General features: G+C 54.6%; 21 protein-coding genes, 1 tRNA gene and 1 pseudogene. 11 read left to right on the top strand and 12 right to left on the bottom strand.

What is annotated here, in order from left to right:
* Nucleotides 1–2: 2 nt before the first annotated feature.
* On the bottom strand, nucleotides 3–191 hold the full coding sequence (gene bcsR / locus OGW13_RS03275; protein ID WP_042323607.1) for a cellulose biosynthesis protein BcsR: 189 nt from the start codon (nucleotides 189–191) through the stop codon (nucleotides 3–5).
* A gap of 288 nt (nucleotides 192–479) precedes the next feature.
* On the opposite strand from bcsR, the gene bcsE reads away from it, so the two are divergent.
* From bcsE to bcsG, 3 genes are read left to right on the top strand one after another with little or no spacing between them, the layout of a single operon-like run.
* Complete coding sequence (gene bcsE / locus OGW13_RS03270; RefSeq protein WP_287115632.1) at nucleotides 480–2,039, top strand: cellulose biosynthesis c-di-GMP-binding protein BcsE; 1,560 nt, start codon at nucleotides 480–482, stop codon at nucleotides 2,037–2,039.
* Nucleotides 2,036–2,227 carry a cellulose biosynthesis protein BcsF gene (gene bcsF / locus OGW13_RS03265; RefSeq protein WP_042323160.1) on the top strand — a complete coding sequence of 64 codons (192 nt, stop codon included), beginning with the start codon at nucleotides 2,036–2,038 and terminating at the stop codon, nucleotides 2,225–2,227. The genes bcsE and bcsF overlap by 4 nt, the downstream gene beginning before the upstream one ends.
* Entirely contained in the window at nucleotides 2,224–3,903 is a 1,680-nt protein-coding gene (gene bcsG / locus OGW13_RS03260; RefSeq protein WP_044253740.1) for a cellulose biosynthesis protein BcsG, read from the top strand. The genes bcsF and bcsG overlap by 4 nt, the downstream gene beginning before the upstream one ends.
* Before the next feature lie 81 nt (nucleotides 3,904–3,984).
* Here the strand turns inward: bcsG and OGW13_RS03255 are convergent.
* Nucleotides 3,985–4,053 (bottom strand): annotated as a pseudogene (locus OGW13_RS03255) (type I toxin-antitoxin system toxin Ldr family protein); the annotation flags it as partial.
* 502 nt (nucleotides 4,054–4,555) lie between these two features.
* Between OGW13_RS03255 and OGW13_RS03250 the strand changes: the two are divergent.
* Nucleotides 4,556–5,854, top strand: a complete 1,299-nt coding sequence (locus OGW13_RS03250) for an SLC5/6 family protein (protein ID WP_287115629.1) — start codon at nucleotides 4,556–4,558, stop codon at nucleotides 5,852–5,854.
* A gap of 65 nt (nucleotides 5,855–5,919) precedes the next feature.
* Here the strand turns inward: OGW13_RS03250 and dppF are convergent, their stop codons facing one another.
* The 9 genes from dppF to OGW13_RS03205 form a co-directional block, all read right to left on the bottom strand.
* Complete coding sequence (gene dppF / locus OGW13_RS03245; RefSeq protein WP_042998553.1) at nucleotides 5,920–6,933, bottom strand: dipeptide ABC transporter ATP-binding subunit DppF; 1,014 nt, start codon at nucleotides 6,931–6,933, stop codon at nucleotides 5,920–5,922.
* Complete coding sequence (gene dppD, locus OGW13_RS03240; RefSeq protein WP_044267240.1) at nucleotides 6,930–7,913, bottom strand: dipeptide ABC transporter ATP-binding protein; 984 nt, start codon at nucleotides 7,911–7,913, stop codon at nucleotides 6,930–6,932. The genes dppF and dppD overlap by 4 nt, the downstream gene beginning before the upstream one ends.
* A gap of 10 nt (nucleotides 7,914–7,923) precedes the next feature.
* Nucleotides 7,924–8,826 carry a dipeptide ABC transporter permease DppC gene (gene dppC / locus OGW13_RS03235; RefSeq protein WP_042998555.1) on the bottom strand — a complete coding sequence of 301 codons (903 nt, stop codon included), beginning with the start codon at nucleotides 8,824–8,826 and terminating at the stop codon, nucleotides 7,924–7,926.
* A 9-nt stretch (nucleotides 8,827–8,835) separates the two neighbouring features.
* Complete coding sequence (gene dppB, locus OGW13_RS03230; protein WP_042998556.1) at nucleotides 8,836–9,855, bottom strand: dipeptide ABC transporter permease DppB; 1,020 nt, start codon at nucleotides 9,853–9,855, stop codon at nucleotides 8,836–8,838.
* A gap of 160 nt (nucleotides 9,856–10,015) precedes the next feature.
* Nucleotides 10,016–11,623 carry a dipeptide ABC transporter periplasmic-binding protein DppA gene (dppA, locus tag OGW13_RS03225; protein WP_044253744.1) on the bottom strand — a complete coding sequence of 536 codons (1,608 nt, stop codon included), beginning with the start codon at nucleotides 11,621–11,623 and terminating at the stop codon, nucleotides 10,016–10,018.
* 708 nt (nucleotides 11,624–12,331) lie between these two features.
* Nucleotides 12,332–12,408, bottom strand: a tRNA-Pro gene (locus OGW13_RS03220).
* A 91-nt stretch (nucleotides 12,409–12,499) separates the two neighbouring features.
* Nucleotides 12,500–14,191: a kdo(2)-lipid A phosphoethanolamine 7''-transferase gene (gene eptB, locus OGW13_RS03215; RefSeq protein ID WP_287115628.1), complete on the bottom strand. Its 1,692-nt coding sequence runs from the start codon at nucleotides 14,189–14,191 to the stop codon at nucleotides 12,500–12,502.
* A 262-nt stretch (nucleotides 14,192–14,453) separates the two neighbouring features.
* On the bottom strand, nucleotides 14,454–15,656 hold the full coding sequence (locus OGW13_RS03210) for an L-lactate MFS transporter (RefSeq protein ID WP_044253750.1): 1,203 nt from the start codon (nucleotides 15,654–15,656) through the stop codon (nucleotides 14,454–14,456).
* A 231-nt stretch (nucleotides 15,657–15,887) separates the two neighbouring features.
* Nucleotides 15,888–16,589: an autotransporter outer membrane beta-barrel domain-containing protein gene (locus OGW13_RS03205; protein WP_044327184.1), complete on the bottom strand. Its 702-nt coding sequence runs from the start codon at nucleotides 16,587–16,589 to the stop codon at nucleotides 15,888–15,890.
* A 156-nt stretch (nucleotides 16,590–16,745) separates the two neighbouring features.
* Here OGW13_RS03205 and tag point away from each other — a divergent pair, with 156 nt between their 5' ends.
* Together tag and OGW13_RS03195 are read left to right on the top strand one after the other, a co-directional pair.
* The gene (gene tag / locus OGW13_RS03200) at nucleotides 16,746–17,324 is read left to right on the top strand and encodes a DNA-3-methyladenine glycosylase I (protein WP_042998561.1); all 579 of its coding nucleotides are present in this window, start codon (nucleotides 16,746–16,748) and stop codon (nucleotides 17,322–17,324) included.
* Nucleotides 17,305–17,736 (top strand): N-acetyltransferase, encoded by a 432-nt coding sequence (locus tag OGW13_RS03195; protein ID WP_042998562.1) that lies wholly within the window; start codon nucleotides 17,305–17,307, stop codon nucleotides 17,734–17,736. The genes tag and OGW13_RS03195 overlap by 20 nt, the downstream gene beginning before the upstream one ends.
* Here OGW13_RS03195 and OGW13_RS03190 read toward each other — a convergent pair.
* Nucleotides 17,714–20,038: a molybdopterin guanine dinucleotide-containing S/N-oxide reductase gene (locus tag OGW13_RS03190; protein WP_287115625.1), complete on the bottom strand. Its 2,325-nt coding sequence runs from the start codon at nucleotides 20,036–20,038 to the stop codon at nucleotides 17,714–17,716. The genes OGW13_RS03195 and OGW13_RS03190 overlap by 23 nt on opposite strands.
* Nucleotides 20,039–20,192: 154 nt before the next feature.
* Between OGW13_RS03190 and OGW13_RS03185 the strand changes: the two genes are divergently transcribed.
* From OGW13_RS03185 to OGW13_RS03165, 5 genes are all read left to right on the top strand, one after another.
* Nucleotides 20,193–20,855: an OmpA family lipoprotein gene (locus OGW13_RS03185; RefSeq protein ID WP_042998563.1), complete on the top strand. Its 663-nt coding sequence runs from the start codon at nucleotides 20,193–20,195 to the stop codon at nucleotides 20,853–20,855.
* A gap of 122 nt (nucleotides 20,856–20,977) precedes the next feature.
* Nucleotides 20,978–21,994, top strand: a complete 1,017-nt coding sequence (locus OGW13_RS03180; RefSeq protein ID WP_042998564.1) for a LacI family DNA-binding transcriptional regulator — start codon at nucleotides 20,978–20,980, stop codon at nucleotides 21,992–21,994.
* 100 nt (nucleotides 21,995–22,094) lie between these two features.
* Nucleotides 22,095–22,844: a sugar phosphate isomerase/epimerase family protein gene (locus tag OGW13_RS03175; protein ID WP_061069351.1), complete on the top strand. Its 750-nt coding sequence runs from the start codon at nucleotides 22,095–22,097 to the stop codon at nucleotides 22,842–22,844.
* 3 nt (nucleotides 22,845–22,847) lie between these two features.
* Nucleotides 22,848–23,786: a sugar kinase gene (locus OGW13_RS03170; protein ID WP_287115623.1), complete on the top strand. Its 939-nt coding sequence runs from the start codon at nucleotides 22,848–22,850 to the stop codon at nucleotides 23,784–23,786.
* A 67-nt stretch (nucleotides 23,787–23,853) separates the two neighbouring features.
* Complete coding sequence (locus OGW13_RS03165) at nucleotides 23,854–25,134, top strand: MFS transporter (RefSeq protein WP_287115622.1); 1,281 nt, start codon at nucleotides 23,854–23,856, stop codon at nucleotides 25,132–25,134.
* Nucleotides 25,135–25,153 lie beyond the last annotated feature (19 nt).

Raw genomic sequence — 25,153 nt, 5'->3', positions numbered from 1 at the left:
CCTTATTGTTGTTGCGCAAATTCAGCCAACAGCGGCCAGCGTTTAATCGCGGCGGCGAGCTGTTCACGCTGGGAAATATCAGTGTAATCAAATTCTGGCAATGAAAAAGCCTGGCTTAATGCCAGGAAGTCGTTTTGAAAGGTATAGCCCAATGTTGAATCAGTTTGCGTGCCGGGTTCGTTGTCAGACATTTTGTTTTATCCCTTTGAATAGACTCGCCATGCTTCAAACATTTTTTCTTTTCGCATTCCGCTTCGTTCTCACCGAAATTCGGCAAGGCCAGATGTTGCTCATTTTCTGTCTTGTTGTTTCGTGAAAATACGCGTCATGGAATCGGAAAGGCCGATGTTACAAGGCTTCTTGCTCGCCAAATCGATTCACATGCTAAATCTGATACGTTTTAATTTCAATGTTAGGTTTATTTCTGAGCTTTCGCTAGTAAACTGATAAACAGATAAAATAGCGACCCGAGGAACGCTGTGGACCCTGTATTTTCAATTGGCATCTCATCATTATGGGATGAACTACGCCATATGCCAGCCGGCGGAGTCTGGTGGGTTAACACCGATCGCGTTGAAGACGCTATCAGCCTGGCGAATCAAACGATTGCCTTTCAGACCGGGACGGCAAAAGTCGCGGGCATTTCCATGGGCAGCGATCCCGGTAAGATATTCAAATTAGATGAATCTCACGGTCCGGAAAAAATTCAGTTATTTTCCATGCCAAATTCGGAAAAGGGTCTACAATTTATGACCCGCGATTTGCTGTGTTCCGTGGACCCGACGCATTACTTATTCATTCTTATTTGCGCAAATAACGGCTGGCAAAATATACCAGCTGAACGTTTGCGTCTGTGGCTGGATAAAATGAATAAATGGACGCGTCTCCATCACTGTTCTGTAGTGGTGCTTAACCCCGGCAATAATAACGATAAACAATTCTCTCTTTTAATGGGGGAATATCGCTCGCTTTATGGCCTCGCCAGTATGCGCTATCAGGGCGATCAGCATTTGTTTGATATTGCCTTCTGGTGTAATGAAAAAGGGGTTAGCGCTCGTCAGCAACTCACCGTCCGCCATCATGAAGGGCAGTGGGAACTGGTGCAAAAAGAAGAGGCTGAAATCCAGCCCCGTAGCGATGAAAAGCAGATCCTGAGTAATGTCGCCGTGCTGGAAGGGGCGCCGCCACTCTCCGAGCACTGGAAATTATTCGATAATAATGAAGCTTTATTCAATGAGGCGCGTAGCGCACAGGCGGCAACGTTGATCTTTTCGCTTCAGCAAAACAGCCAGATTGAGCCCCTGGCACGGAGCATCCATACTCTGCGTCGCCAACGCGGAAGCGCGCTGAAAATCCTTGTGCGGGAAAACATCGCCAGCCTGCGCGCCACCGACGAACGACTGCTCTTAGGCTGCGGTGCCAATATGGTGATTCCGTGGAACGCGCCACTCTCGCGTTGTCTGACGCTGATTGAAAGCGTTCAGGGTCAGCAATTTAGTCGCTACGTGCCGGAAGATATCACGACGCTGCTGTCGATGACCCAGCCGATGAAACTGCGCGGTTTCCAGAAATGGGACGTGTTCTGTGAAGCGGTAAATAACATGATGAGCAACACCCTGCTGCCTGCCGACGGGAAAGGGGTGATGGTGGCGCTGCGGCCCGTTCCGGGTATCCGCGTTGAACAAGCCTTAACGATGTGTCGCCCGCACCGTACCGGCGATATCGTCACTATTGGCGGCAACCGCCTGGTGCTGTTCTTGTCGTTTTGCCGCGTGAACGATCTCGATACCGCGCTCAATCATATCTTCCCACTCCCGACCGGCGATCTCTTCTCTAACCGCATGGTCTGGTTTGAAGATAATCTCATCAGCGCTGAGCTGGTGCAGATGCGCTTACTGGCGCCAGAACAGTGGGGACAACCGTTGCCGCTGACCCAAAACGTGAAACCCGTCATCAATGCCGAGCATGACGGCAAGACGTGGCGGCGTATTCCACAACCGCTACGCTTACTGGACGATGAAACGGAGCACTCATCATGATGACTATCAGCGATATCCTGCAAATCATCGTTGTTTGTGCACTGATTTTCTTCCCGCTGGGGTATCTGGCGCGCCATTCACTGCGCCGGATCAGCAATACGACCCGGCTGTTATTTGCAAAACCTCGTTATGTTAAACCGGCCGGAACATTGCGCCGCACGGTGATTTCCAGGGCAACGAAAAAATGACTCAACAAACACAAAACGCATCACTGCCTTCACCTCTCTGGCAATACTGGCGCGGTCTTTCTGGCTGGAACTTCTATTTTCTGGTCAAGTTCGGCCTGCTCTGGGCGGGCTATCTGAATTTTCACCCGCTGCTGAATCTGGTCTTTATGGCCTTCCTGCTGATGCCGATTCCGCGTTACAGCCTGCATCGCATGCGTCACTGGGTCGCCATTCCGATCGGTTTTGCTCTGTTCTGGCACGACACCTGGCTGCCAGGCCCGGAAAGTATTATGAGCCAGGGCTCGCAGGTGGCAGGCTTTAGCACGGACTATTTACTCGATCTTGCCACGCGCTTTATCAACTGGCAGATGATTGGCGCCATGTTTGTCCTGCTGGTCGCGTGGCTGTTTTTGTCACAATGGATTCGGGTTACCGCCTTCGTGGTGGCGATTCTGGTCTGGCTTAACGTCCTGACGCTGGCGGGTCCGAGTTTCTCTTTGTGGCCGGCGGGTCAACCGACGACCACGGTGACCACCACGGGCGGTACGGCAGCAGAAACGGTCGCGACCGCTGGAGGAGCACCGGTCGTTGGTGATATCCCGGCACAAACCGCACCGCCGACCTCGGCGAATCTCAACGCATGGTTGAATACGTTCTACAATGCGGAAGCGAAGCGCAAAACGCCTTTCCCATCAGCGCTCCCTGCCGATGCGCAGCCGTTTGAACTGTTAGTCATCAATATCTGCTCACTCTCCTGGTCCGATATTGAAGCCGCAGGGCTGATGTCGCACCCGCTGTGGTCGCACTTTGATATCCAGTTTAAACACTTCAATTCCGCCACGTCGTACAGCGGCCCGGCGGCGATTCGCCTGCTACGCGCCAGCTGCGGACAGCCCTCGCACACGAACCTGTATCAACCCGCAGGCAATGAATGCTATCTGTTTGATAACCTGTCAAAACTGGGCTTCACGCAGCACCTGATGATGGGCCATAACGGCGAATTCGGCGGCTTCCTGAAAGAGGTTCGTGAAAATGGCGGCATGCAGGCTGAACTGATGGATCAGAAAGGCTTACCTGCGCCGCTGCTGGGCTTTGATGGTTCCCCGGTGTATGACGACACCGCCGTGCTACAGCGCTGGATGGAAACCACGGAAAAAGATAAGGACTCCCGTAGCGCCACTTTCTACAACACCCTGCCGCTCCACGACGGTAACCACTATCCCGGCGTCAGTAAAACGGCGGATTACAAAGCGCGCGCACAGAAATTCTTTGATGAACTGGATGCGTTCTTCACCGAGCTGGAGAAATCGGGTCGTAAGGTCATGGTGGTTGTCGTACCGGAACACGGCGGCGCGCTGAAAGGCGACAGAATGCAGGTCTCTGGCCTGCGTGATATTCCGAGCCCCTCGATCACCAACGTCCCGGCTGGCGTGAAATTCTTCGGCATGAAAGCGCCGCATCAGGGTGCGCCGATCGTCATTAATCAGCCAAGTAGCTATCTGGCCATTTCTGATCTGGTGGTACGCGTGCTTGACGGTAAGATCTTCTCCGAAGACAGCGTGGACTGGGCAAAACTCACCAGCAACCTGCCACAAACGGCTGTGGTCTCGGAAAACGCCAACGCGGTGGTTATCCAGTATCAGGACAAACCGTACGTCCGTCTGAATGGCGGCGACTGGGTGCCATATCCGCAATAACGAAAAAGGCCGCAAGGATCGCCCTTGCGGCCTGGTTCGGGCGCATGTTGCCACTGCGGCAGGCAGACGCCCATCAGCGCATTACTTCCTGCTACGTAGCCAGTTCACAACCATACCCGCAATGATACCGGCAATGGCTGGAGCCGCTATACCCTAAATAATTCGAGTTGCAGGAAGGCGGCAAGGGAGTGAATCCCCAGGAGCTTTCTCTAGTAAGTGACTGGGGTGAGCGAGCGCAGCTAACGCACCTGCAACTTGAAGTATGACGGGTATAAATCATGCCAGAAAGCCATGCCTGGCTGAGTCAACGCCATATCGCCGCCTGTGTTGCAATGGCAACCGTTCGCGGCTATCGTTGAGGTGCAAGGTAAGCCCCCGTTTAGTTGCCAGGTTTATACCAGACAACGTGCGGGGGTTTTCTCTTTCCAGCAACTCACGCCGCCAGGGATCAAGCCCCCGCAACGCTGCGCCTCACCGGGAAGCACCGGCTTACCGCCGATTCTACGATAACCCGCCAGGCCCGACATCCAACATGCTTTCGCTTTGCGCGACGCCTCGCAATCAGCCAACTGGCAGAGACCTACACTCTTCTGTAGAATTGCGTCCCCTCGCGGTCATCAAGCCGTGACGGCTCTTTTTGGCAGGGGACTCCATGCAGCACGACACATCACCACTTTCCGATCACCGCGTATCCGGCAAACCGGCGTCGCAGAGTTTACCGTTTACCCGCTACGATTTTGGCTGGGTGTTGCTGTGCATCGGCATGGCGATTGGCGCAGGAACGGTATTAATGCCGGTGCAGATTGGGTTAAAAGGCATTTGGGTCTTTATTACTGCCTCTTTGATTGCCTATCCGGCCACCTGGATCGTGCAGGATATCTACCTGAAAACGCTCTCCGAGAGCGAAACCTGTAACGACTATACCGATGTCATCAGCCATTACCTGGGGAAAAACTGGGGCGTCTTCCTTGGCGTGATCTACTTCCTGATGATTATCCACGGCATATTTATTTACTCGCTTTCCGTGGTGTTCGACAGCGCGTCGTACATTCGCACCTTCGGTCTGACTGACGCCGACCTTTCGCAGTCATTGCTCTACAAGGTGGCAATTTTTGCGGTGCTGGTGGCGATCGCCTCCGGCGGCGAGAAGTTGCTTTTTAAAATCTCCGGCCCAATGGTGGTAGTGAAAGTCGGTATCATCGTGGTGTTTGGACTGGCGATGATACCACACTGGAACCTGAGCAATATCACCGCTTTCCCGCAAGCTTCGGTGTTCTTTCGCGACGTGTTGCTCACCATTCCGTTCTGCTTCTTTTCGGCAGTCTTCATTCAGGTTCTTAATCCGATGAATATTGCCTATCGCAAACGTGAAGCGGACAGACTCCTGGCAACCCGTATGGCGATTCGTACGCACCGTATCAGCTATATCACGCTCATTGCGGTGATCCTGTTTTTCTCCTTCTCGTTTACCTTCTCCATCACCCACGAGGAGGCGGTCTCCGCCTTTGAGCAAAACATTTCGGCGCTGGCGTTAGCCGCACAGGTTATTCCAGGCCCGATTATCCACATCACCTCGACGGTGCTGAATATCTTTGCGGTGCTGACGGCGTTCTTTGGGATCTATCTGGGGTTCCACGAGGCGATGAAGGGCATCATTTTGAATGTGCTGGGGCGCATCGTTAACGTCGGAAATATTCCTCCGCGCATCATTACGCTGGGTATTTGCGCGTTTATCGTCACCACGCTGGTGATTTGGGTTTCGTTCCGTGTCTCCGTGCTGGTGTTCTTCCAGCTCGGCAGCCCGCTGTACGGGATCGTCTCCTGCCTGATTCCGTTCTTCCTGATTTATAAAGTCAGCCAGTTGGAAAAACTGCGCGGCCTGAAAAGCTGGCTGATTTTGCTGTACGGCGTTTTGCTCTGTTTGTCGCCGCTACTGAAGCTGATCGAGTAAATGCCTTACCTGGCCTACAAATCACCGTAGGTCAGGTAAGGCGAAGCCGCCATCAGGCACTTTTGTCAGATCGCTGTCTTCTGCGGGTTCTCATCCTGGTCAACCGCAAAACAGGCGACCAGTTGACCGTCGTAGTCTTTCAACTGCGGCTGCAACTGGGTGCAGGGGCCGAAGCGACGACGGCAGCGGGCGTTGAAGGCGCAACCCGGCGGCGGATTCAGCGGGCTGGGCAGCTCGCCGGTCAGTTTGATGCGCTCACGGCGCTCGTCCGGATTCAGACGCGGCGTGGCGGAGAGCAGTGCCTGGGTATACGGGTGACGCGGGTTATTGAAGATCTGATCCTTCGTCCCCTTCTCCACACAACGGCCTAAGTACATTACCATCACTTCATCCGCAATGTGTTCGACGACCGACAGGTCGTGGGAGATAAAGACGTAGGACAGCCCCAGTTCCTGCTGCAAATCCATCATCAGGTTCAGCACCTGCGCACGGACAGAAACATCGAGCGCAGAGACCGGTTCATCGGCAATCACCACATCCGGATCGAGCATCAGCCCACGGGCAATGGCGATACGCTGGCGCTGACCGCCGGAGAACATGTGCGGATAGCGATCGTAATGCTCGGTTTTCAGCCCCACTTTCGCCATCATCGCCAGCGCTTTTTCACGGCGCTGCTCTTTGCTCAGCGAAGTGTTGATCAGCAGCGGCTCTTCCAGAATCTGACCCACTTTCTTACGCGGATTCAGTGAACCATACGGGTTCTGGAACACAATCTGGATTTTCTGCCGACGCAGTTTCTGCGCATGCGGATCGTGCTTAAGCAGATCCTGTCCCTGGTAATACAGTTCACCGCCGGTCGGCGTTTCAATCATCGTCAGCAGACGGCCAAGCGTGGATTTCCCGCAGCCGGATTCGCCCACTACCGCCAGCGTTTTGCCGCGTTCAAGGGTAAAAGAGACCCCATCGAGCGCTTTCACCAGACGTTCAGGGGAGAAAATTCCCTTCTTCACCGGGTAGTGTTTTTTCAGGTCGATCGCCTGCAACAGCGGTTGTTGCGAGGTGGCCTCATGCGTACTCATAGTGTGGGCCTCCCGGCATCATCGAGTGGGTAATGACATTTCGACTGACGACCGCCATCCAGCAGGGCCAGTTCAGGTTCTTCACTGCGGCATTTGTCCGTTGCATAGGGGCAACGCGGGTTCAGCAGACAGCCCAACGGGCGGTCATATTTCCCCGGCACCACGCCAGACAGTGAGGCCAGTCGCGCTTTATCCTGAGCAAACTCCGGCAACGCGCGCAGCAACGCCTGGGTGTAAGGATGACGCGGCGCGCGGAAAATATCGTGCGCCGCCCCCGTTTCCACCACCTGGCCGGCGTACATGACAATGATTTTGTGCGCGGCTTCCGCCACCAGCGCCAGGTCATGAGTGATGAGCACCAACGCCATGTTCTCTTTCTGCTGCAGTTCCAGCAGCAGCTCGATGATTTGCGCCTGGATGGTCACGTCCAGCGCCGTCGTCGGTTCATCGGCAATCAACAGCTTCGGTCGACAGGCAATTGCCATCGCGATCATCACGCGCTGGCTCATCCCACCGGAAAGCTGATGCGGATACACGTCCAGACGCGAGGCCGGATCGGGGATCCCCACCTGGTTCAGTAGGTCAATCGCCCGCTGACGACGGGTTTGCTTGTTACCACCCTGATGCACCTTGATCGCTTCCATAATCTGGAAACCGACGGTGTAGCACGGATTCAGGCTGGTCATCGGGTCCTGGAAAATCATCGCCACTTCGGCGCCAACCAGATTACGGCGCTCTTTCTCAGAAATACGCTTCAGATCCTGACCATTGAAGATCAGATTTTCCGCCATCACGCGGCCTGGATAATCAATCAGCCCCATAATCGCCAGCGAACTGACCGATTTTCCTGAGCCTGACTCACCGACAATACCAACCACTTCGCCCTGATTCACACTGTAGCTGATGCGGTCTACGGCGCGAAATTCGGAACCAACATCGCCGAAATGCACCGATAATTTATCTACATTTAATAACGCCATCTCGAACCTCTTACTGCTTCAGTTTGGGATCAAGCGCGTCACGCAGACCGTCACCCATCAGGTTAAATGCCAGCACCGTCAGCAGGATCGCCAGACCCGGGAAGGTCACGACCCACCAGGCGCTTTGTGCAAACTGCAACACATCAGCGAGCATGGTGCCCCACTCCGGTGTTGGCGGTTGCGCACCCATGCCCAGGAAGCCAAGCGCGGCCATATCGAGAATGGCGTTAGAGAAACCGAGCGACGCCTGAACGATCAGCGGCGCAAGGCAGTTCGGGAAGATGTTGATGAACATCTGGCGCATCGCGCCGGCCCCCGCCACGCGGGAAGCGGTCACGTAGTCGCGGTTAACCTCCACCAGCACAGCGGCGCGCGTCAGTCGCACATAGTGAGGCAGCGCCACGAACGTCAGTGCCAGCGCGGCGTTACCAATCGAGGGACCGAAGACCGCCACCAGCACCAGCGCGAGCAGCAGGCTCGGCAGTGCCAGCATGATATCGACGATACGCATAATGATGTTATCAACGATGCCACCGAAGTATCCGGCCACAAGGCCCAGCACGACGCCCATCACCAGCGACAGTACCACCACCAGGCAGCCCACCAGCAGCGACAGACGCGCGCCATACATCAGGCGCGACAGGATATCGCGGCCCACGTCGTCAGTTCCCAGCAGATGCGCCAGCGTGCCGCCTTCCTGCCAGGCCGGCGGCGCCAGCAGGGTATCGCGGAACTGGTCAGCCGGGTTATACGGCGCCAGGAAGTTGGCGAATACCGCAATCAGGATCATGATCGCGACGTACACCAGCCCCACCACAGCGCCCTTGTTGCGTTTAAAATAGTGCCAGAACTCCTGCATCGGCGTCATCGGCACCGGCGCAGCAATAACTTTATTTTCAGTAACCTGTGACATGATGGCCCCTTACTTCTTATGACGAATACGCGGGTTCACCACGCCGTACAGCAGGTCGACCAGCAGGTTGACGAGAATAATCATCGTCGCCACCAGTAACACCCCACCCTGCACAACCGGATAATCGCGACGTTGCAGCGCATCAATCAGCCAGCGCCCAAGGCCAGGCCACGAGAAAATGGTTTCGGTCAGAATGGCGCCCGCCAGCAGCGTTCCCACCTGTAGACCAATCACGGTCACCACCGGCAGCATGGCGTTACGCAACGCGTGAATAATGATGACGCGCATACGCGTCAACCCTTTGGCACGCGCGGTACGGATGTAATCTTCGCCCAGCACTTCCAGCATTGATGAACGAGTCATTCGCACAATCACTGCCAGAGGGATGGTGCCAAGCACCATCGCGGGCAGGATCATATGCACCACAGCATCAATAAAGTTGCCCTCTTCACCCCAGATTGCGGTGTCGATCAGCATAAAACCGGTCAACGGGTTCGAGTCATCAAGGAACACCATGTCGCTCACGCGCCCGGAGACGGGGGTCAGGTTGAGCTGCACGGAGACCAGCATGATCAGCATCATGCCCCACCAGAAGATCGGCATGGAATAACCGGTCAGCGCCAGGCCAACAGCAGTATGATCGAAAATGGAACCGCGCTTAACGGCGGCCAGCACGCCCACGGGAATCCCCACGGCGGTAGCGAAAATCATGGCGCAGACACCCAGTTCCAGCGTCGCTTTAAAGCGAGGCACGAACTCGTCCCACACCGGTAAACGGCTTTTCAGCGAGATGCCTAAATCACCATGCATAACCCCCCAGATGTAATGGAGGTACTGCTGCCACATCGGCTTATCGAGACCGAGTTCAGCCAACAGTTGAGCATGACGCTCAGGGGAGATACCACGCTCACCTGCCATGATCATCACCGGATCGCCGGGGATCATATGGACAAAAGCAAAGGTGAGAAGAGTGATACCGATAAACGTGGGGATGACGAGTCCCAAACGTCGGAGAATGAACTGCAACATAACCCGGATTCTCTCTAATGACGCACGGCCTGGAACCGTGAGTCTGTATTGCTCACAAATCTTATCCCCTCCTCAATGAGAAGGGGATAAAGCATTACTGCCGGGTGGCGCTACACGTACCGACTTAACGGTGCGTAGCGCTTACCTGGCGTTGCTTTTATTATTCGATAGAGACGTTTTCGAAGTGGTGTTTACCTAACGGATCAACCACATAGCCTTTGACTTCTTTACGCACTGGCTCGTACACGGTGGAGTGAGCCACGATCAGCGCCGGAGCCTGATCGTGCATCACGACCTGAGCCTGTTTGTAGAGTTCAATACGCTTGTTGTGGTCGTCGGTCGCACGCGCCGGTTGAATCAGATCTTCAAACGGCTTGTAGCACCAGCGAGAGTAGTTGGAACCGTCTTTCGCCGCCGCGCAGCTGAACAGGGTCGCGAAGAAGTTATCCGGATCCCCATTGTCGCCGGTCCAGCCCATCATTACCGCCTGATGCTCACCCGCTTTGGCGCGCTTCAGATACTCGCCCCACTCGTAGGTCACAATCTTGGCCTGAACGCCAATCTTCGCCCAGTCGGCCTGAACCATCTCAGCCATACGGCGAGCGTTCGGGTTGTACGGACGCTGTACTGGCATTGCCCACAGTTCAACGGTAAAGCCTTTATCCTGACCGGCTTCTTTCAGCAGGGCTTTCGCTTTCTCAGGATCGTAGGTGTAGTCTTTAACGTCGTCGTTATAGCCCCACATGGTTGGCGGGATCAGGTTCTTCGCCGCAACGCCAGCACCCTGATAAACGGCTTTGATGATCGCGTCTTTGTTCACTGCGTAGGTCAGCGCCTGACGTACTTTGACGTCATCAAACGGTTTCTTCTCGGTATTGAAAGAGAGATAGCCGACGTTCAGACCCGCCTGCTCCAGCAGGTTGATGTTTTTATCCTGCTTCATGCGCGCGATGTCAGCCGGGTTCGGGTACGGCATCACCTGGCATTCGTTCTTCTGCAGTTTGGCGTAACGCACGGAAGCGTCAGGCGTAATAGAGAAGACCAGACGGTCGATCTGCGGCTTAGTGCCCCAGTAACCTTCAAACGCTTTGTAGAGAATACGGGAGTCTTTCTGGTACTGCTGCAGCTGGAACGGACCGGTACCGATTGGGTTCAGGTCCACTTTTTCCGGCGAGCCAGCTTTCATCATATTGTCGGCATATTCTTTAGAAAGAATAGAGGCAAAGTCCATCGCCAGGTCAGCGAGGAACGGCGCTTCAGGACGCGTCAGCACGAACTGAACGGTGTTATCGTCCACTTTCTTCACTTCACTGATCAGGTCTTGCAGGCCCATGCCTTCAAAGTATTCATAGCTGCCGCCAGAGACTTTGTGGTACGGGTTCTGTGCGTTTTTCTGACGATCGAAAGAGAACACCACGTCATCGGCGTTGAAATCACGCGTCGGTTTGAACTCTTTATTGTCCTGCCACTTCACGCCCTGACGCAGGTGGAAGGTGTATGTTTTACCGTCTTCACTGATTTCCCACTTTTCAGCGAGGCCCGGAATAACTTCCGTGGTGCCGGTTTTGAATTCAACCAGACGGTTATAGATAGGTACTGAGCTGGCGTCATAGGTTGTGCCAGAGGTAAACAGCTGCGGGTTGAACCCTTCAGGTGAACCTTCTGAACAATAAACCAGAGTTTTAGCTTGTACACTTGCTGCGACAGTCATAGCCACAAGGCTCAGACCAAGCTTCAGCATCCCTGACTTCTTCAAGGAAATACTCATTCTTCTGCTCCAAATGTGATGTTGTTGTTTTACCCTTTGCAGTGGGTTTGCACCGCCTGGCCTTTTTTGTTTTTTAACCGGCTGGGTCGGCGTTAAGAGGTGGGGATTCCGTTCACATAAACGACTGAGTAGCAGCGCGGATTCTCCATGAAATGCCCCTCATGCCCTACAATCTGTCAACAGAATGTGAAAACGTCAATACAGGTATCCATGATTTACAACAACGGTGAGAATTCGCAAACAAAGATTAAAAAAACTTCAGGCGGGTATTTTCAGCAGAGAAATTTATGCTACGCCCAGAACACCAGAATAAACACCTTAATATTTCGCAACATTTGGTGATTAACAATCGTGCAGAATATGAAAAATTTCTGACGAAATGCTGCATATCTGAGCGATAAATCCCACGAACGTTAAAACGCACAGCGGAAAATGCTAGCGCCAGCCATAAGTAACGCAAAAAAAGATTCATGCATAGATAAAAAAAGACAATGGAATATGTCACAAAACCGTTAACAAATAGTGAGAAGTGATGCGCACTTTTTTGTTGATGTTCCGCAAGAATGGATATTTACCTGATGATGCGATTTCGTAGGCGGGATAAGGCGAATGCCGCCATCAGGCAGTGTGCACCGAATGCCTGATGGCGCTTCGCTTATCAGGCCTACAAAAGCAAAAAACCCTGCTCGTTGAGCAGGGTTTTGAATTTGGTCGGTGATAGAGGATTCGAACCTCCGACCCCTTCGTCCCGAACGAAGTGCGCTACCAGGCTGCGCCAATCACCGAATGCGGGGCGCATCTTACTGCGCAGGTGCGTCCCCGTCAATCCCTTAGTATCAAAATGCCCTTTGATCGGCGAGAAAGTCGTCAGCCCGCTTACTGCGCGACGTTTTTCTGTCCGTCAGGGATATGACACCAGTTGTTGTTCTCATTAATTCCGCCATTCGGCGAGGTATAACCGAGACAACCCATGATGGTGTCGTACAGCTCCACATGACGGCGCGGCACCTTCATTTCCGCTTCCTTCTTCAGGTGCGCGAACACCTGGGCGTTGGTCGGGTTCTCCAGGTATTTATCAGACATCCAGACCATCATCGGCACGCGGAACTGCTCCGGCGGCGCCATCTTACGTGGCGTACCGTGCAGGTGCTCGCGCTCATTGATTGACTCACCGTGGTCGGCAGCGTAGAACACAATCGCTTTCTTATCGCGTACCTGATCAATCACCGTGTCGATAAAATGATCGACGTAGGTAATCGAGTTATCGTATGAATTAATCATCAGGTCTTTTGGGCACTTACGATCGATAGCGTAACATTCCGGCTTCCACTGAGCGAACTCGCGCGGATAACGCTGAGTGTAGTTGTAGTGAGAGCCCTTAGTGTGCAGCACAATCAGATGCTTACCCTGCGGGTTTTCCTGCAGCGAACGATCAACCTCATTGACCAGCAGCATGTCATCCACGGCTTTACCCCGGTTACGTGGCTCAGCAGCAATTTGTTCGCGATAGGCAATGTTGTCGGCCATCGTGTTGCTGTAAAACCACATCTCACTCTGCATCGCGTAGAGATCGGAACTAAAGCCTAACTGCTTGAGCACCGCAAAGACGTTTTGCTCTTTCAGCGTACGCTGTGGGTTATCTTCGGCCCCACCCTGACGAACGAACATACAGCGCAGCGACAGTTTCGTCGCGGTATCGCAGGAATAACCACGATACATCACGACGTTCTTCTCTTTGGCAAGCTTCGGCGTGGTGTCGCGTTCATAGCCCAACATTCCCATATGATCCCAGCGTGTAGTTTCACCAATAATGAAAATCACGTAAGTGTCATCCAGGTTCTGTGTCGGGGTATAGGTGAATTTCTTCGCCGGGTTGATGAGCGATTTGTTATCCGATGATTCATCCACCTGCGCCCAGGCATACAGGCCCAGTGCAGACAGCCAGTTTGACGGCAGATAAGAGTTCGCCAGTACGCCGCCGTAACTCGGCATATCGACACCGGCAATACGATCGGCACGCTTCTGATGCATCTCCAGAAGACGAATTGGCACCCAGACTAGCAGCCCCGCCATCAGCACAATCAGCGCGCTGCGCCAGCGCACTTTTGGCGTGCAGAGCTGACGCCAGAAGGTATCCGTCGAGCGGTTAAACCAGATGAAGATCAGCGGGAGAAAACTCACCGCCACCAGCCAGAGGACAAACGTCCAGCCGACCACCTCTTTGGAGAGATCGATATCCGTGGTCATGACCGAGGCAACGATGCCGTAACCGATCATCACGTTCATAAAGGTCATGTAATAACTTGCGCCCGCTGAAATCAGCACCAGCAACGAAGCCAGAACACGCCACACCGTCCTGCCCATCAGTGACAGGAGTCGTAAAAAGAAGAACGTTGCCAGCACAGTGCCAGCCAGTTCAACCACCGCGGAGATTCCATTCCAGAGGGTAAAGTCTTGCGCGTAACCGTCAAACCGACGGAGGTAAACCGCGCCATTCATAAACAGACCGATATAGATCGCGAGCAAAAAACTCAGCTTTTGCTGCGACATCGACGTAATGTATCTCATGCAAGCAAGCCCTGGAAATCGAGGGGTTAACACAGCCTGCGCAACGGCGACATCCGCCGGGCAGGTGAAATTGCGAAGGTAGTCAAATAGTAAAATCGACACGCGCGGCTAAGTAGACCACAAGCAGCAAAGAAAGTGGCAACAGAGAATGTGATCGAAAGAGATATTTACAAAAAATCAAGTTTGAAAGCAGACTATTCACAGCAGATATAACAAAAAAAGGCCAGCTCATCGGCTGGCCTGTAGAAAATCTTACGGGATATCAGGCGTGTGCCATTTCCAGCACCTCGCGTTTTGGCTGACGAATGGTGGTGGAGAGCGCCAGCGAGAGAATCAACAATGCAAAGATGACACAGAAAGTCACGTAGAACCCACCGAACAGCGACGCGATAATCGAACCGCAGATGCTGCCAATCCCAAAGCCGAGATAAATCACACCATAATTTTTCGCCAGATTGTTCAGACCGAAGAACTCGCTGACCAGTGACGGGAAGACGGTGATCGTCCCGCCAAAGTTAAAGGCGATGCAGGCAATGGCAGCAAAGAAAGTCAGCGCATTCAGCGGCGCAAACAGCAGAGCGGCCATCCCCACCAGCGACACCACCTGACCAATGGTGATCACACGGATACGGGCAATTTTATCGGACAGGATCCCCAGCACCAGACGGCCGGAGAGGTTAGCAATAGAAATCACCGTCACCGCATTGGCCGCCGACGCCACGTCCATATGCGCCAGCCCCTGAGCGATATCTTTCGCCACGCCAATCACATACAGTCCGCTCATGCACGCCGTCAGGAACATCACCGCCAGCATCCAGTACTGCGGTTTACGCATAGATTGTGCCAGGGTGTAGTCGTTTTCTACAACACCATTTTGCGTTTTGACCTCCTGATTCGGCGCATCTTTCATTAGCGTAGAGCCGAAGACAATCATCACCAGCACAATCGCGCCCCAAATCACAAAGGTGTTTTCCAGACCAACGGTTGCCAGAAGTTGGCTGTCGATAAATTTGAAACCCAGGCTTCCCAGACCATAAGAACCAATGGCAAAGGCAGAAATTAGCCCTTTACGCTCCGGGAACCACTTCACGCAGTTGGACAGTGTTAACAGATAGCCCGCGCCATCGGCCAGGCCTACCAGCACGCCTGCGCTCAGCCACAGCATCATCAGGTTACTGGAGTGCGCGGTCAGGAAGAAACCCAGCCCGAGCAGAATACCGGACGCCATGGTGACGCGCTTCACGCCAAAACGTTCCTGTAACTTCCCGGCGACAGAAGAGGAGATCGCCAGACCTAAGCTCAACAGGCCGAAGGAAAAAGCCACCTGGCTGACGGGTTCACCCAGTTTTTCTGAAAGCACGCCATTAAACAGGCTCCAGGTATACACAGAACCTAAGGCGAATTGCGTAATGATGGTACCGATAAGGGTCAACCAACGGGTGCGCTGATACGATGCGGTTTTCATGGCAGTCTTCCTGCATAAGCAAAAGGGATAAATTCTCTGCCAACAACCATAACGAAATGCATTTTATGCAGGGAAAAAACGGCATGAAGTGCCATCAGAACGGAATGAAATGCCTGGAATGCGGAATGAATGACGAGACAAAAATTCATTGAATGAATTTTTTCCCGGTCAGTTAGTGCATACTATCGCCACAAACACTGTTATCACTGCGTTTAAATTGTAAATTGCAGGTTAAAACCTGGCACTTACTCCCATTGTGTAGAGGTAGTTGGTACTGTTGGTGGTATTTTCCGCCTGCGAGAGCGCAGCATAAGCCGCCATGTGCTGATTGAGCAGCATATCTGCGCCTACCGTCACGTCCAGCCAGTTATTGTCCTGAGTGGTCGCCGTCATTCGACTGAGCCCCGACTGCGCCTTCCAGATATTTTCGCCAAACTGCTGGTTATAGCTGATTTGCGCCCACGGTCGCAGATCGCCAAACTGAGAATTCACCCGCCAGCCCAGCGTACTGACGCTGGCATGCCATAACGGGTCGGGCGACTGGCTGACCACGCTATCGCCAAATTCGTTATAAATAGCGGGCGTGGTGCCATCGTAATGTAATGCCGCCACCGGTCCGGTCGTGATGTCGCCAGAGACGGGAAAATTCCAGCCCATACTCATGCCGCTGGTGGCCTCCGTGGGTGAAGCTTGCTCAAGATTCACCGCCAGACCCGGCACAGTTTGTGTCGTCCGGATACGTTCCGCCAGAATGTCGTCATAGCGCGGTTGGTGATCGCTGTCCCATGTATAGCGTTCAGTCGTATATCCAGGCGTATTATCAACGATATATTCTTGCTGCCAGGCACGGGCTGTGTTGATGTAAAGCGAACAAACTACGACGCTCGCCAGGAGAATAATTTCCCGGCGACCACTGCATTTTTTTATCATCATCAATGCGACTCCAGAAGAGAGCCGAAATCGGCGATATTATTGTCATTGTAATTAAGGATGACAGGCGAAAGCCCTGTATTAAATATTGTCTTTTTCGCGGGAGCGTCAAGGCACCCGGAACGATATTTTTATGGCAAGTCAAAGAGCGAGGGAAGTATGGAACGTTGCGGTTGGGTCAGTCAGGACCCCCTTTATATTGCCTATCATGATAACGAATGGGGCGTACCCGAGCACGACGGTAAAAAACTGTTCGAAATGATCTGTCTGGAAGGCCAACAAGCTGGCCTTTCGTGGATCACCGTCCTCAAGAAACGCGAGAATTATCGCACTAACTTCCACCAGTTCGATCCCATCCGCGTGGCAGCCATGCAGGAAGACGATGTGGAAAGACTGCTGCTTGATGCCGGGATCATCCGCCATCGGGGGAAAATTCAGGCCATCATCGGCAATGCCCGGGCATACCTGGCGATGGAGCAAAACGGCGAACCGTTTGCCGACTTCGTCTGGTCATTCGTGGATAACCAGCCACAAATCACCCGCGCCGCCGCGTTGGGCGAAATCCCGACCTCCACGCCCGCCTCCGACGCCCTGTCGAAAGCGTTAAAAAAACGGGGATTCAAGTTCGTCGGCACCACTATTTGCTACTCCTTCATGCAGGCCTGCGGACTGGTCAATGACCACATCACCGGCTGTTTCTGTCATCCAGGAGATAAACATGATTCGCGAGTTTCATAGTGCTGACATGACGCCATTGCTGGCGTTGTGGTTGGAAAGCACCATCTATGCGCATCCTTTTATCGCAGAACGCTACTGGCATGAGAGCGAGGCAGTGGTGCGCGATGTTTACCTGCCCGCCGCCAGAACCTGGGTCTGGGAGGAAGACGAGGCGCTGAAAGGGTTTGTGAGCGTCATGGACGGGCGTTTTTTAGGGGCGTTGTTTGTCGCCCCGGATGCGTTACGTAGCGGGATAGGGAAAGCGCTGGTACAGCATGTTCAGCAGTGTTTTGACGTGCTGAGCCTCGAGGTATACCAAAAAAACCAGAACGCGGTGAATTTCTACCACGCGCTGGGCTTTCGTATCGAAGACAGCGCATGGCAGGAAGATACCCAGCATCCCACCTGGATTATGGGCTGGCGGGCGGAGTAAACGCCGTAAGCGTGAGTGCTGGCCCGCTGTATTTCTCCAGCCACGCCAGCGCGGTATTGCCCGCGCAGCCGTTCCCCAGACGCGAACTGGGCAGGTCTTTGGTCAGCACATTCACCGCGCCGTTTTTACAGATGCCCCCGGCAGCAAGGTCGAGATCCGGCCATGCCCCTTCATGAATGCAGATAACGCCTGGTTTGATACCGTCAGTGACCACGGCGCCTGCAAGGATCTGACCACGGTGATTCCAGATGCGTACCACATCACCCTCACGGATGCCGCGCGCCTGAGCATCTTGCGGGTGAATCGTCACCGGCTCACGATCTGCCACCGCATACCGTTCACGCAGGTGACTGTAGTTAAGCTGGCTGTGCAGACGATGCGCCGGGTGCGCCGACACAATCTGTAGTTGCTCCGGTTCGGCGTTGCCGTGCCACTCATCCGGTTCCAGCCACATCGGGTGTCCGGGGCAATCTGCATAGCCGTAACCGGCAATTCGCTGTGAGTAAATCTCGATCTTACCGCTGTCGGTTTTCAGCGGATGCGCGTCCGGGTCACGACGAAAATCCGCAAAGCGGATAAACTGCGCATTGGCCGGATTTTCCGGCATTTCAATCAATTGATTCGCTTCCCAGAATTCGGCAAACGGCGGCAGCGTCACCTGCTGGCTGGCCCCGCGCTGCCCGGCAATCGTATAAAACGTCTCCAGCCATTCCAGTTCGCTCTTCCCTTCGGTAAAGCGTTGATAACCGCCCTGCTCCCAGCGTTCGCTCAGCGCGGCAAAAACATCGAAATCATTGCGCGCTTCGTACTGCGGCGGCACGACCTGCTTCATGGGCACCAGATGCTGGTTACTGTAATCCCCGGTCATGGTGAGATCGTTACGCTCAAAGGAAGTCGTCGCAGGCAGCACAATATCGGCATGCTTCGCCGCCGCGGTCCAGAAGCATTCGGAAATTACCACCAGCTCCGGTTTTTGCCAGGCGCGAATCAGTCGGTTGGTGTCCTGGTGATGGGTAAAATTCGCCCCGCCCGCCCACCAGATAAAGCGGATATCCGGGAAATGACGGTTCATCCCGTTATGCTGATACGGCGCGCCGGGGTTTTCCAGTGCTTCCACAATGCGCGCTACCGGAATTTTCTCCACCGCGTCGGTCCCGCCTTGCAGGCTGCCCTGCATTGACGCCAGCACCGCAGAACGGCGTGTCGGGTTTCCGCCATTGGCAAAATGATACGAAAGGCCAAAACCACCGCCAGGTATACCAGGCTGCCCCAGCATGGCGGACAGGGTGACAATCATCCAGTGCTTTTGTTCGCCAAACTGCTGGCGTTGCATGCCCCAACCGGCCATCAACATCGTAGTATTTTTATGGAACAATTCTGCCAGTTCACGGATTTTGGCCGCCGGAACGCCGCAAATCGGCTCCGCCCACTCTGCCGTTTTGGCAATACCGTCGCTCACGCCCAGCAGATAGTCTGAAAAGACCTCATAGCCCGTGGTGCAACGGGCAAGAAACGCCTCGTCATGCCAGCCATGTTCTACCAGCGTATGCGCGATGCCGAGCATCAGCGCCACGTCAGTCCCCATGTGCGGCGCAATCCATTCCATTTTGTCGCCAAAGAAATCAACGGTTTCCGATCGCATGGGATCAATGCAGATCAGCCGTTTCCCGCTATTACGCAACGCGTCAAAGTAAGGGATCCCTTGTTCATCCGACGCATTCCAGGCAATTTTCAGGGTATTCAGCGGGTTGGCGCTCCATAACACCACCACCTCGCTGTGTTCCAGAATCACCGGCCAGCTGGTTTGCTGTTGATAGACTTCGCTGCCGCCCACCACGTACGGCATGATGGCCTGCGCCGCGCCGGTAGAATAGTCGCCCAGATGTCCGGTATAGCCGCCCGCCAGCGCCATATAACGTTGTAATAACGTCGCCGACTTGTGCAGAACACCGTTGGAACGCCAGCCGTAAGAACCGGCAAAAATGGAGGCGGGGCCATACGTATCGCGAATGCGTTTATGCTGCGCATGAATCAACGCCAGCGCCTCGTCCCAGCTTACGCGCACATACTCATCCTGCCCGCGCACACCCTGCGGTTGTTCCGGCGAAGCCAGAAACCCTTTACGTACCATCGGATAGCGTACCCGGCTTTGACTGTGCACTTGATCGCGAACCGCACTTTGCAGCGAATTGGGATGCGAGGTGGGCAGCGCGCCCCGGGAAGAGAGCACCTTTTCTCCGTCCGTTTCGACAAGAATGGGGCCCCAGTGGGCGGCGGTTAACACTGAATGATGCGTCGTCAAGCCAGGCGCTCCTGCAGATGAGATGATGTATTACGGCGTTCAATGTTACTTACAAATTTCAGAGAGATCCCTGGAATTTTCTTCATCTTCACACGTCATAATCAACCGCCACGGTCGCTGTGGCAAAAAATAAGAATGTCATTAAGGAATTAAGATGAAGAAACGTGTTTTAGTCATTGCCGCTATCGTGAGCGGCGCCCTGGCGGTTTCTGGCTGCACAACCAACCCTTACACCGGCGAACGCGAAGCGGGTAAATCTGGCATTGGCGCAGGCATTGGATCGCTGGTGGGCGCGGGTATCGGCGCTCTCTCCTCGTCGAAGAAGGATCGCGGTAAAGGCGCACTGATTGGTGCCGCGGCAGGGGCAGCGCTCGGCGGCGGCGTCGGTTATTACATGGACGTCCAGGAAGCAAAACTGCGCGACAAAATGCAGGGAACCGGCGTAAGCGTGACGCGAAGTGGCGATAACATCATTTTGAATATGCCGAATAACGTCACCTTTGACAGCAGCAGCGCGACCCTGAAACCGGCAGGTGCCAACACGTTGACCGGCGTGGCGATGGTACTGAAGGAATACGAAAAAACCGCCGTCAATGTGATCGGGTATACCGACAGCACCGGCGGCCAGGATCTGAACATGCGTCTGTCACAGCAGCGTGCGGACAGCGTAGCCAGCGCACTGATCACCCAGGGCGTTGCCGCCAACCGCATCCGCACCAGCGGCATGGGTCCGGCAAATCCGATCGCCAGCAACAGCACGGCGGAAGGGAAAGCCCAGAACCGTCGTGTCGAAATTACGTTAAGTCCGATTCAGTAACGGTTGTGCCGGGTGGCGGCATTGCCTTCCCCGGCTTTAAACCCACCAACAGGCCCGGTAAGCGTAGCGTCGCCGGGTCTTTTCGCGCTAAGGTATGCTCACCCAAAGCAAGGAATTCAGCGATGAGCAAATCAACACGCCCCACCATCAGCGATGTCGCGAAAGCGGCAAAAACCGGTAAAACCAGCATTTCACGTTATCTCAACGGCGAAAAACACCTGCTTTCCGATGCCCTGCTGGCGCGTATTGAAAAAGCCATTGCCGATCTCGACTATCGCCCCAGCCTGATGGCTCGTGGCCTGAAACGAGGTCGCACCCGTTTGATTGGCCTGATCATTGCCGATATCACCAACCCCTATTCCGTCCACGTGTTAAGCGGTATCGAGGCCGCCTGTCGCGAGAAAGGCTTTACGCCGCTGGTCTGTAACACCAATAACGAGGTGAACCAGGAATTGCACTATCTCGATCTGCTGCGCAGTTATCAGGTCGAAGGTATTGTGGTCAACGCCGTGGGGATGCGTGAAGAGGGGTTGAATCGCCTGCAACAGTCCGCGTTGCCGATGGTACTGATCGATCGCAAAATCCCTGACTTCGCCTGCGACGTCGTCGGGCTGGACAACACTCAGGCCGCCACCACCGCCACCGAACACCTGATTGAACAAGGCTTTGAAGCACTGCTGTTTCTCAGCGAACCGCTGGGGATGGTCAATACCCGTCGTGAACGTCTGAGCGCCTTTCGGGCAACACTGGCACGTTATCCGGGCGTTGTCGCCGAAAACGCCGAAGTTCCGCTTTCCGAGAATACGCAACTCGATAACACCTTACGCCAGTTCCACCAGCAGCATCGCGGGATGCGCAAGGCAGTGATTTCCGCTAACGGTGCGCTCACCCTTCAGGTCGCCCGTTCACTGAAGCGCATTGGCCTCAACTGGGGCAGCGATATTGGTCTGTTGGGGTTCGATGAGCTGGAATGGGCCGAACTGGCAGGGGTCGGGATCACGACTCTGAAACAACCCACGTGGCAGATTGGTTATGCCGCTGTCGAACAAGTGGTACGCAGGATTGAAGGCGGCAGCGACGCCATTCATGAACAGGTTTTCTCCGGCGAGCTGATCGTTCGCGGCTCCACTGCCCGATAATTTTCCTTCGTGATGGTGATCATAATTTCGACACATCACGCTTTTCTTTGGAACCGGTTCCATCTAGCGTAATCACATTAGCGTGAGTTCTGGAGTTCCTATGCAAAGAAAACTGATAGTGGTCACCGCTGCCTATGGCCACGACACTGTCCGCGCTGCCGGCGGACAAACCGCGATGCTGCCTATCATTGCCGGTGCAGGTGCAGACGGCGTCGAAATTCGCCGCGAACTGTTTACTGACGCTGAGCTCAGCGCCCTGTCCACACTGGCGTCAGCCATCGAATGCTTCGATCTGCTGGCCTGCTATTCCGCGCCACAACCGCTGTTCATGGACGATGGCCGCCTCAATCTACAACTGCCGTCACTGCTTCAGGAAGCGCAAACGCTGCGCGCGCTATGGCTGAAGGTTTCGCTGGGCCATTTTGTCCACGCAGAACAATTTGACACCCTGCGCGACTGGCTGGAAAGCAGCGGTATGGCGCTGGTAGTCGAGAACGACCAGACCGCCTGCGGACGACTGGCCCCCATGCAACGTTTTAACGCCGCCTGTCAGCAACATGCGCTGCCTGTACACCTGACGTTTGATATGGGCAACTGGCTGTGGGTAGGCGATTCGCCGGAAGAGGCCGCTCATCAACTGGCGAAGTCAGTGGGTTATGTTCACGTTAAAGCCGCCACCGCGCACCACGACAGCTATCGCGCCGTTCCCCCGGACCAGGCAGAGCCCCGCTGGCTCGACCTGCTCAAGTTGTTGCCCACCGACGTTCCGCGCGGCATTGAATTCCCGCTGGAAGGGGCCGATCTGACTGCGGTTACCCGCCACTACGTCGATTTGTTACGTAAGGAGTAAGGCATGAAGCATTCACTGGATGTCATCACAATCGGCGAAGCGATGGCGATGTTTGTAGCAACGCAGACCGGCGATCTGGCCGAGGTTGAGCAATTTATCAAGCGTGTTGCCGGTGCCGAACTGAACGTTGCCACCGGCCTGGCACGACTGGGACTGAAAGTCGGCTGGGTGAGCCGCGTAGGTAACGACAGCTTTGGTCGCTTTGTTCTCAACTCACTGAAAAAAGAGGGGATTGATGCGCAGGGAGTCACCCTGGATGAGCGCTACGCAACCGGCTTTCAGCTAAAATCTAAAGTTGAAAATGGAACCGATCCCATTGTGGAGTATTTCCGTAAAGGTTCCGCCGCCAGCCATCTGTCCGTTGCGGACTACCACGACGCGTATTTCTCCAGTGCCCGTCATCTGCATCTGAGCGGCGTCGCTGCGGCGCTTTCCCCCAGTTCCTATGAACTGCTGGCGCACACGGCGCGCACGATGAAAGCCCAGGGCAAGACACTCTCATTTGACCCCAACCTGCGTCCGGTGCTGTGGAAAAGTGAAGCCGAGATGGTTGAGAAACTGAATCGTCTCGCATTCCAGGCCGACTGGGTATTACCGGGCCTGAAGGAAGGGATGATTTTAACCGGACAACAGACGCCAGAAAGGATTGCGGATTTCTATCTCCGTCATGGCGTGAAAGCCGTGGTGCTGAAAACAGGCGCAGACGGCGCCTGGTATAAAACCGCCGACGGCGAAAAAGGCAGCGTTGCCCCGGTCAAAGTGGACAACGTAGTCGATACGGTCGGTGCCGGCGATGGCTTTGCCGTCGGCGTCATCAGCGCCCTACTGGAAGGCCGTACGCTGTCGCAGGCCGTCACACGCGGCAACAAAATTGGCGCACTGGCCATTCAGGTACAGGGCGACAGCGAAGGCTTACCCACACGTGAAACGTTAGGCGAATAACCTTACGTAATGATAACAGCCCCCTGTACCCTACAGACAGCGGCGGCAGAAACAACAGAGGTTGATTATGGCAAACTCAACAAATGCAGCAAAACGCTGGTTGTACATCATGCCTATCGTGTTCATCACGTATAGCCTGGCGTATCTTGACCGTGCAAACTTCAGCTTCGCGTCCGCCGCGGGCATTAACGAAGACCTCGGCATCACCAAAGGAATCTCATCCCTGCTCGGCGCCCTGTTCTTCCTCGGCTATTTCTTCTTTCAGATCCCCGGCGCGGTGTATGCCGAACGCCGGAGCGTGCGCAAACTGATTTTTGTCTGCCTGATTTTATGGGGCGGTTGCGCGTCGCTGACCGGGATGGTCAGCAATATCCCGGCGCTGGCCGCTATTCGCTTTATTCTTGGGGTAGTGGAAGCCGCTGTTATGCCAGCGATGCTGATTTACATCAGTAACTGGTTTACGAAGTCGGAGCGTTCGCGAGCAAATACCTTCCTGATCCTCGGTAACCCGGTGACGGTCCTGTGGATGTCAGTGGTGTCTGGTTACCTGATCCAGGCGCTCGGCTGGCGTGAGATGTTCATCATCGAAGGGGTTCCCGCCATTCTGTGGGCCTTCTGCTGGTGGGTGCTGGTGAAAGACAAACCGGCGCAGGTCGGTTGGCTGACCGAGTCAGAAAAAAAGGCGTTGCAAACGCAACTCGAACAAGAGCAGCAGGGGATTAAGGCTGTACGCAACTACGGCGAAGCGTTCCGCTCCCGTAATGTGATCCTGTTATGCATGCAATATTTCACCTGGAGTATTGGCGTCTACGGCTTCGTGCTGTGGCTGCCATCAATCATCCGCGAAGGCGGCGCGAATCTGGGAATGGTCGAAGTGGGCTGGCTCTCTTCTGTCCCGTATCTGGCAGCCACCGTGGCGATGATTATCGCCTCCTGGGCCTCGGATAAATTACAGAACCGTAAGCTGTTCGTCTGGCCTCTGCTGCTGATTGCCGCGTGCGCTTTTATCGGTTCCTGGGCCGTCGGCGCGAATAACTTCTGGGCCTCTTATACCCTGCTGGTGATTGCCGGTGCGGCGATGTACGCCCCGTATGGCCCGTTTTTCGCCATCATTCCGGAGATGTTGCCGCGCAACGTTGCCGGTGGCGCAATGGCGCTAATCAACAGTATGGGCGCGCTGGGCTCGTTCCTCGGCTCGTGGTTTGTCGGTTACCTCAACGGCGCCACCGGCAGCCCGTCCGCCTCGTACATTTTTATGGGGGTGGCGCTTTTCGCCTCAGTATGGCTAACTTTAATTGTTAAGCCTGCTAATAATCAGCACGTCCCGGTTGGCGCACGCCACGCGTAAACTTTCACTCATGGAGAGT

It is taken from the genome of Citrobacter sp. Ca225 (assembly GCF_030337175.1).
Classification (GTDB): Bacteria; Pseudomonadota; Gammaproteobacteria; order Enterobacterales; family Enterobacteriaceae; genus Citrobacter_A; species Citrobacter_A amalonaticus.
The sequence above is the reverse complement of the archived record's forward strand: the minus strand, read 5'-3'. Positions and strand labels throughout refer to the sequence as shown.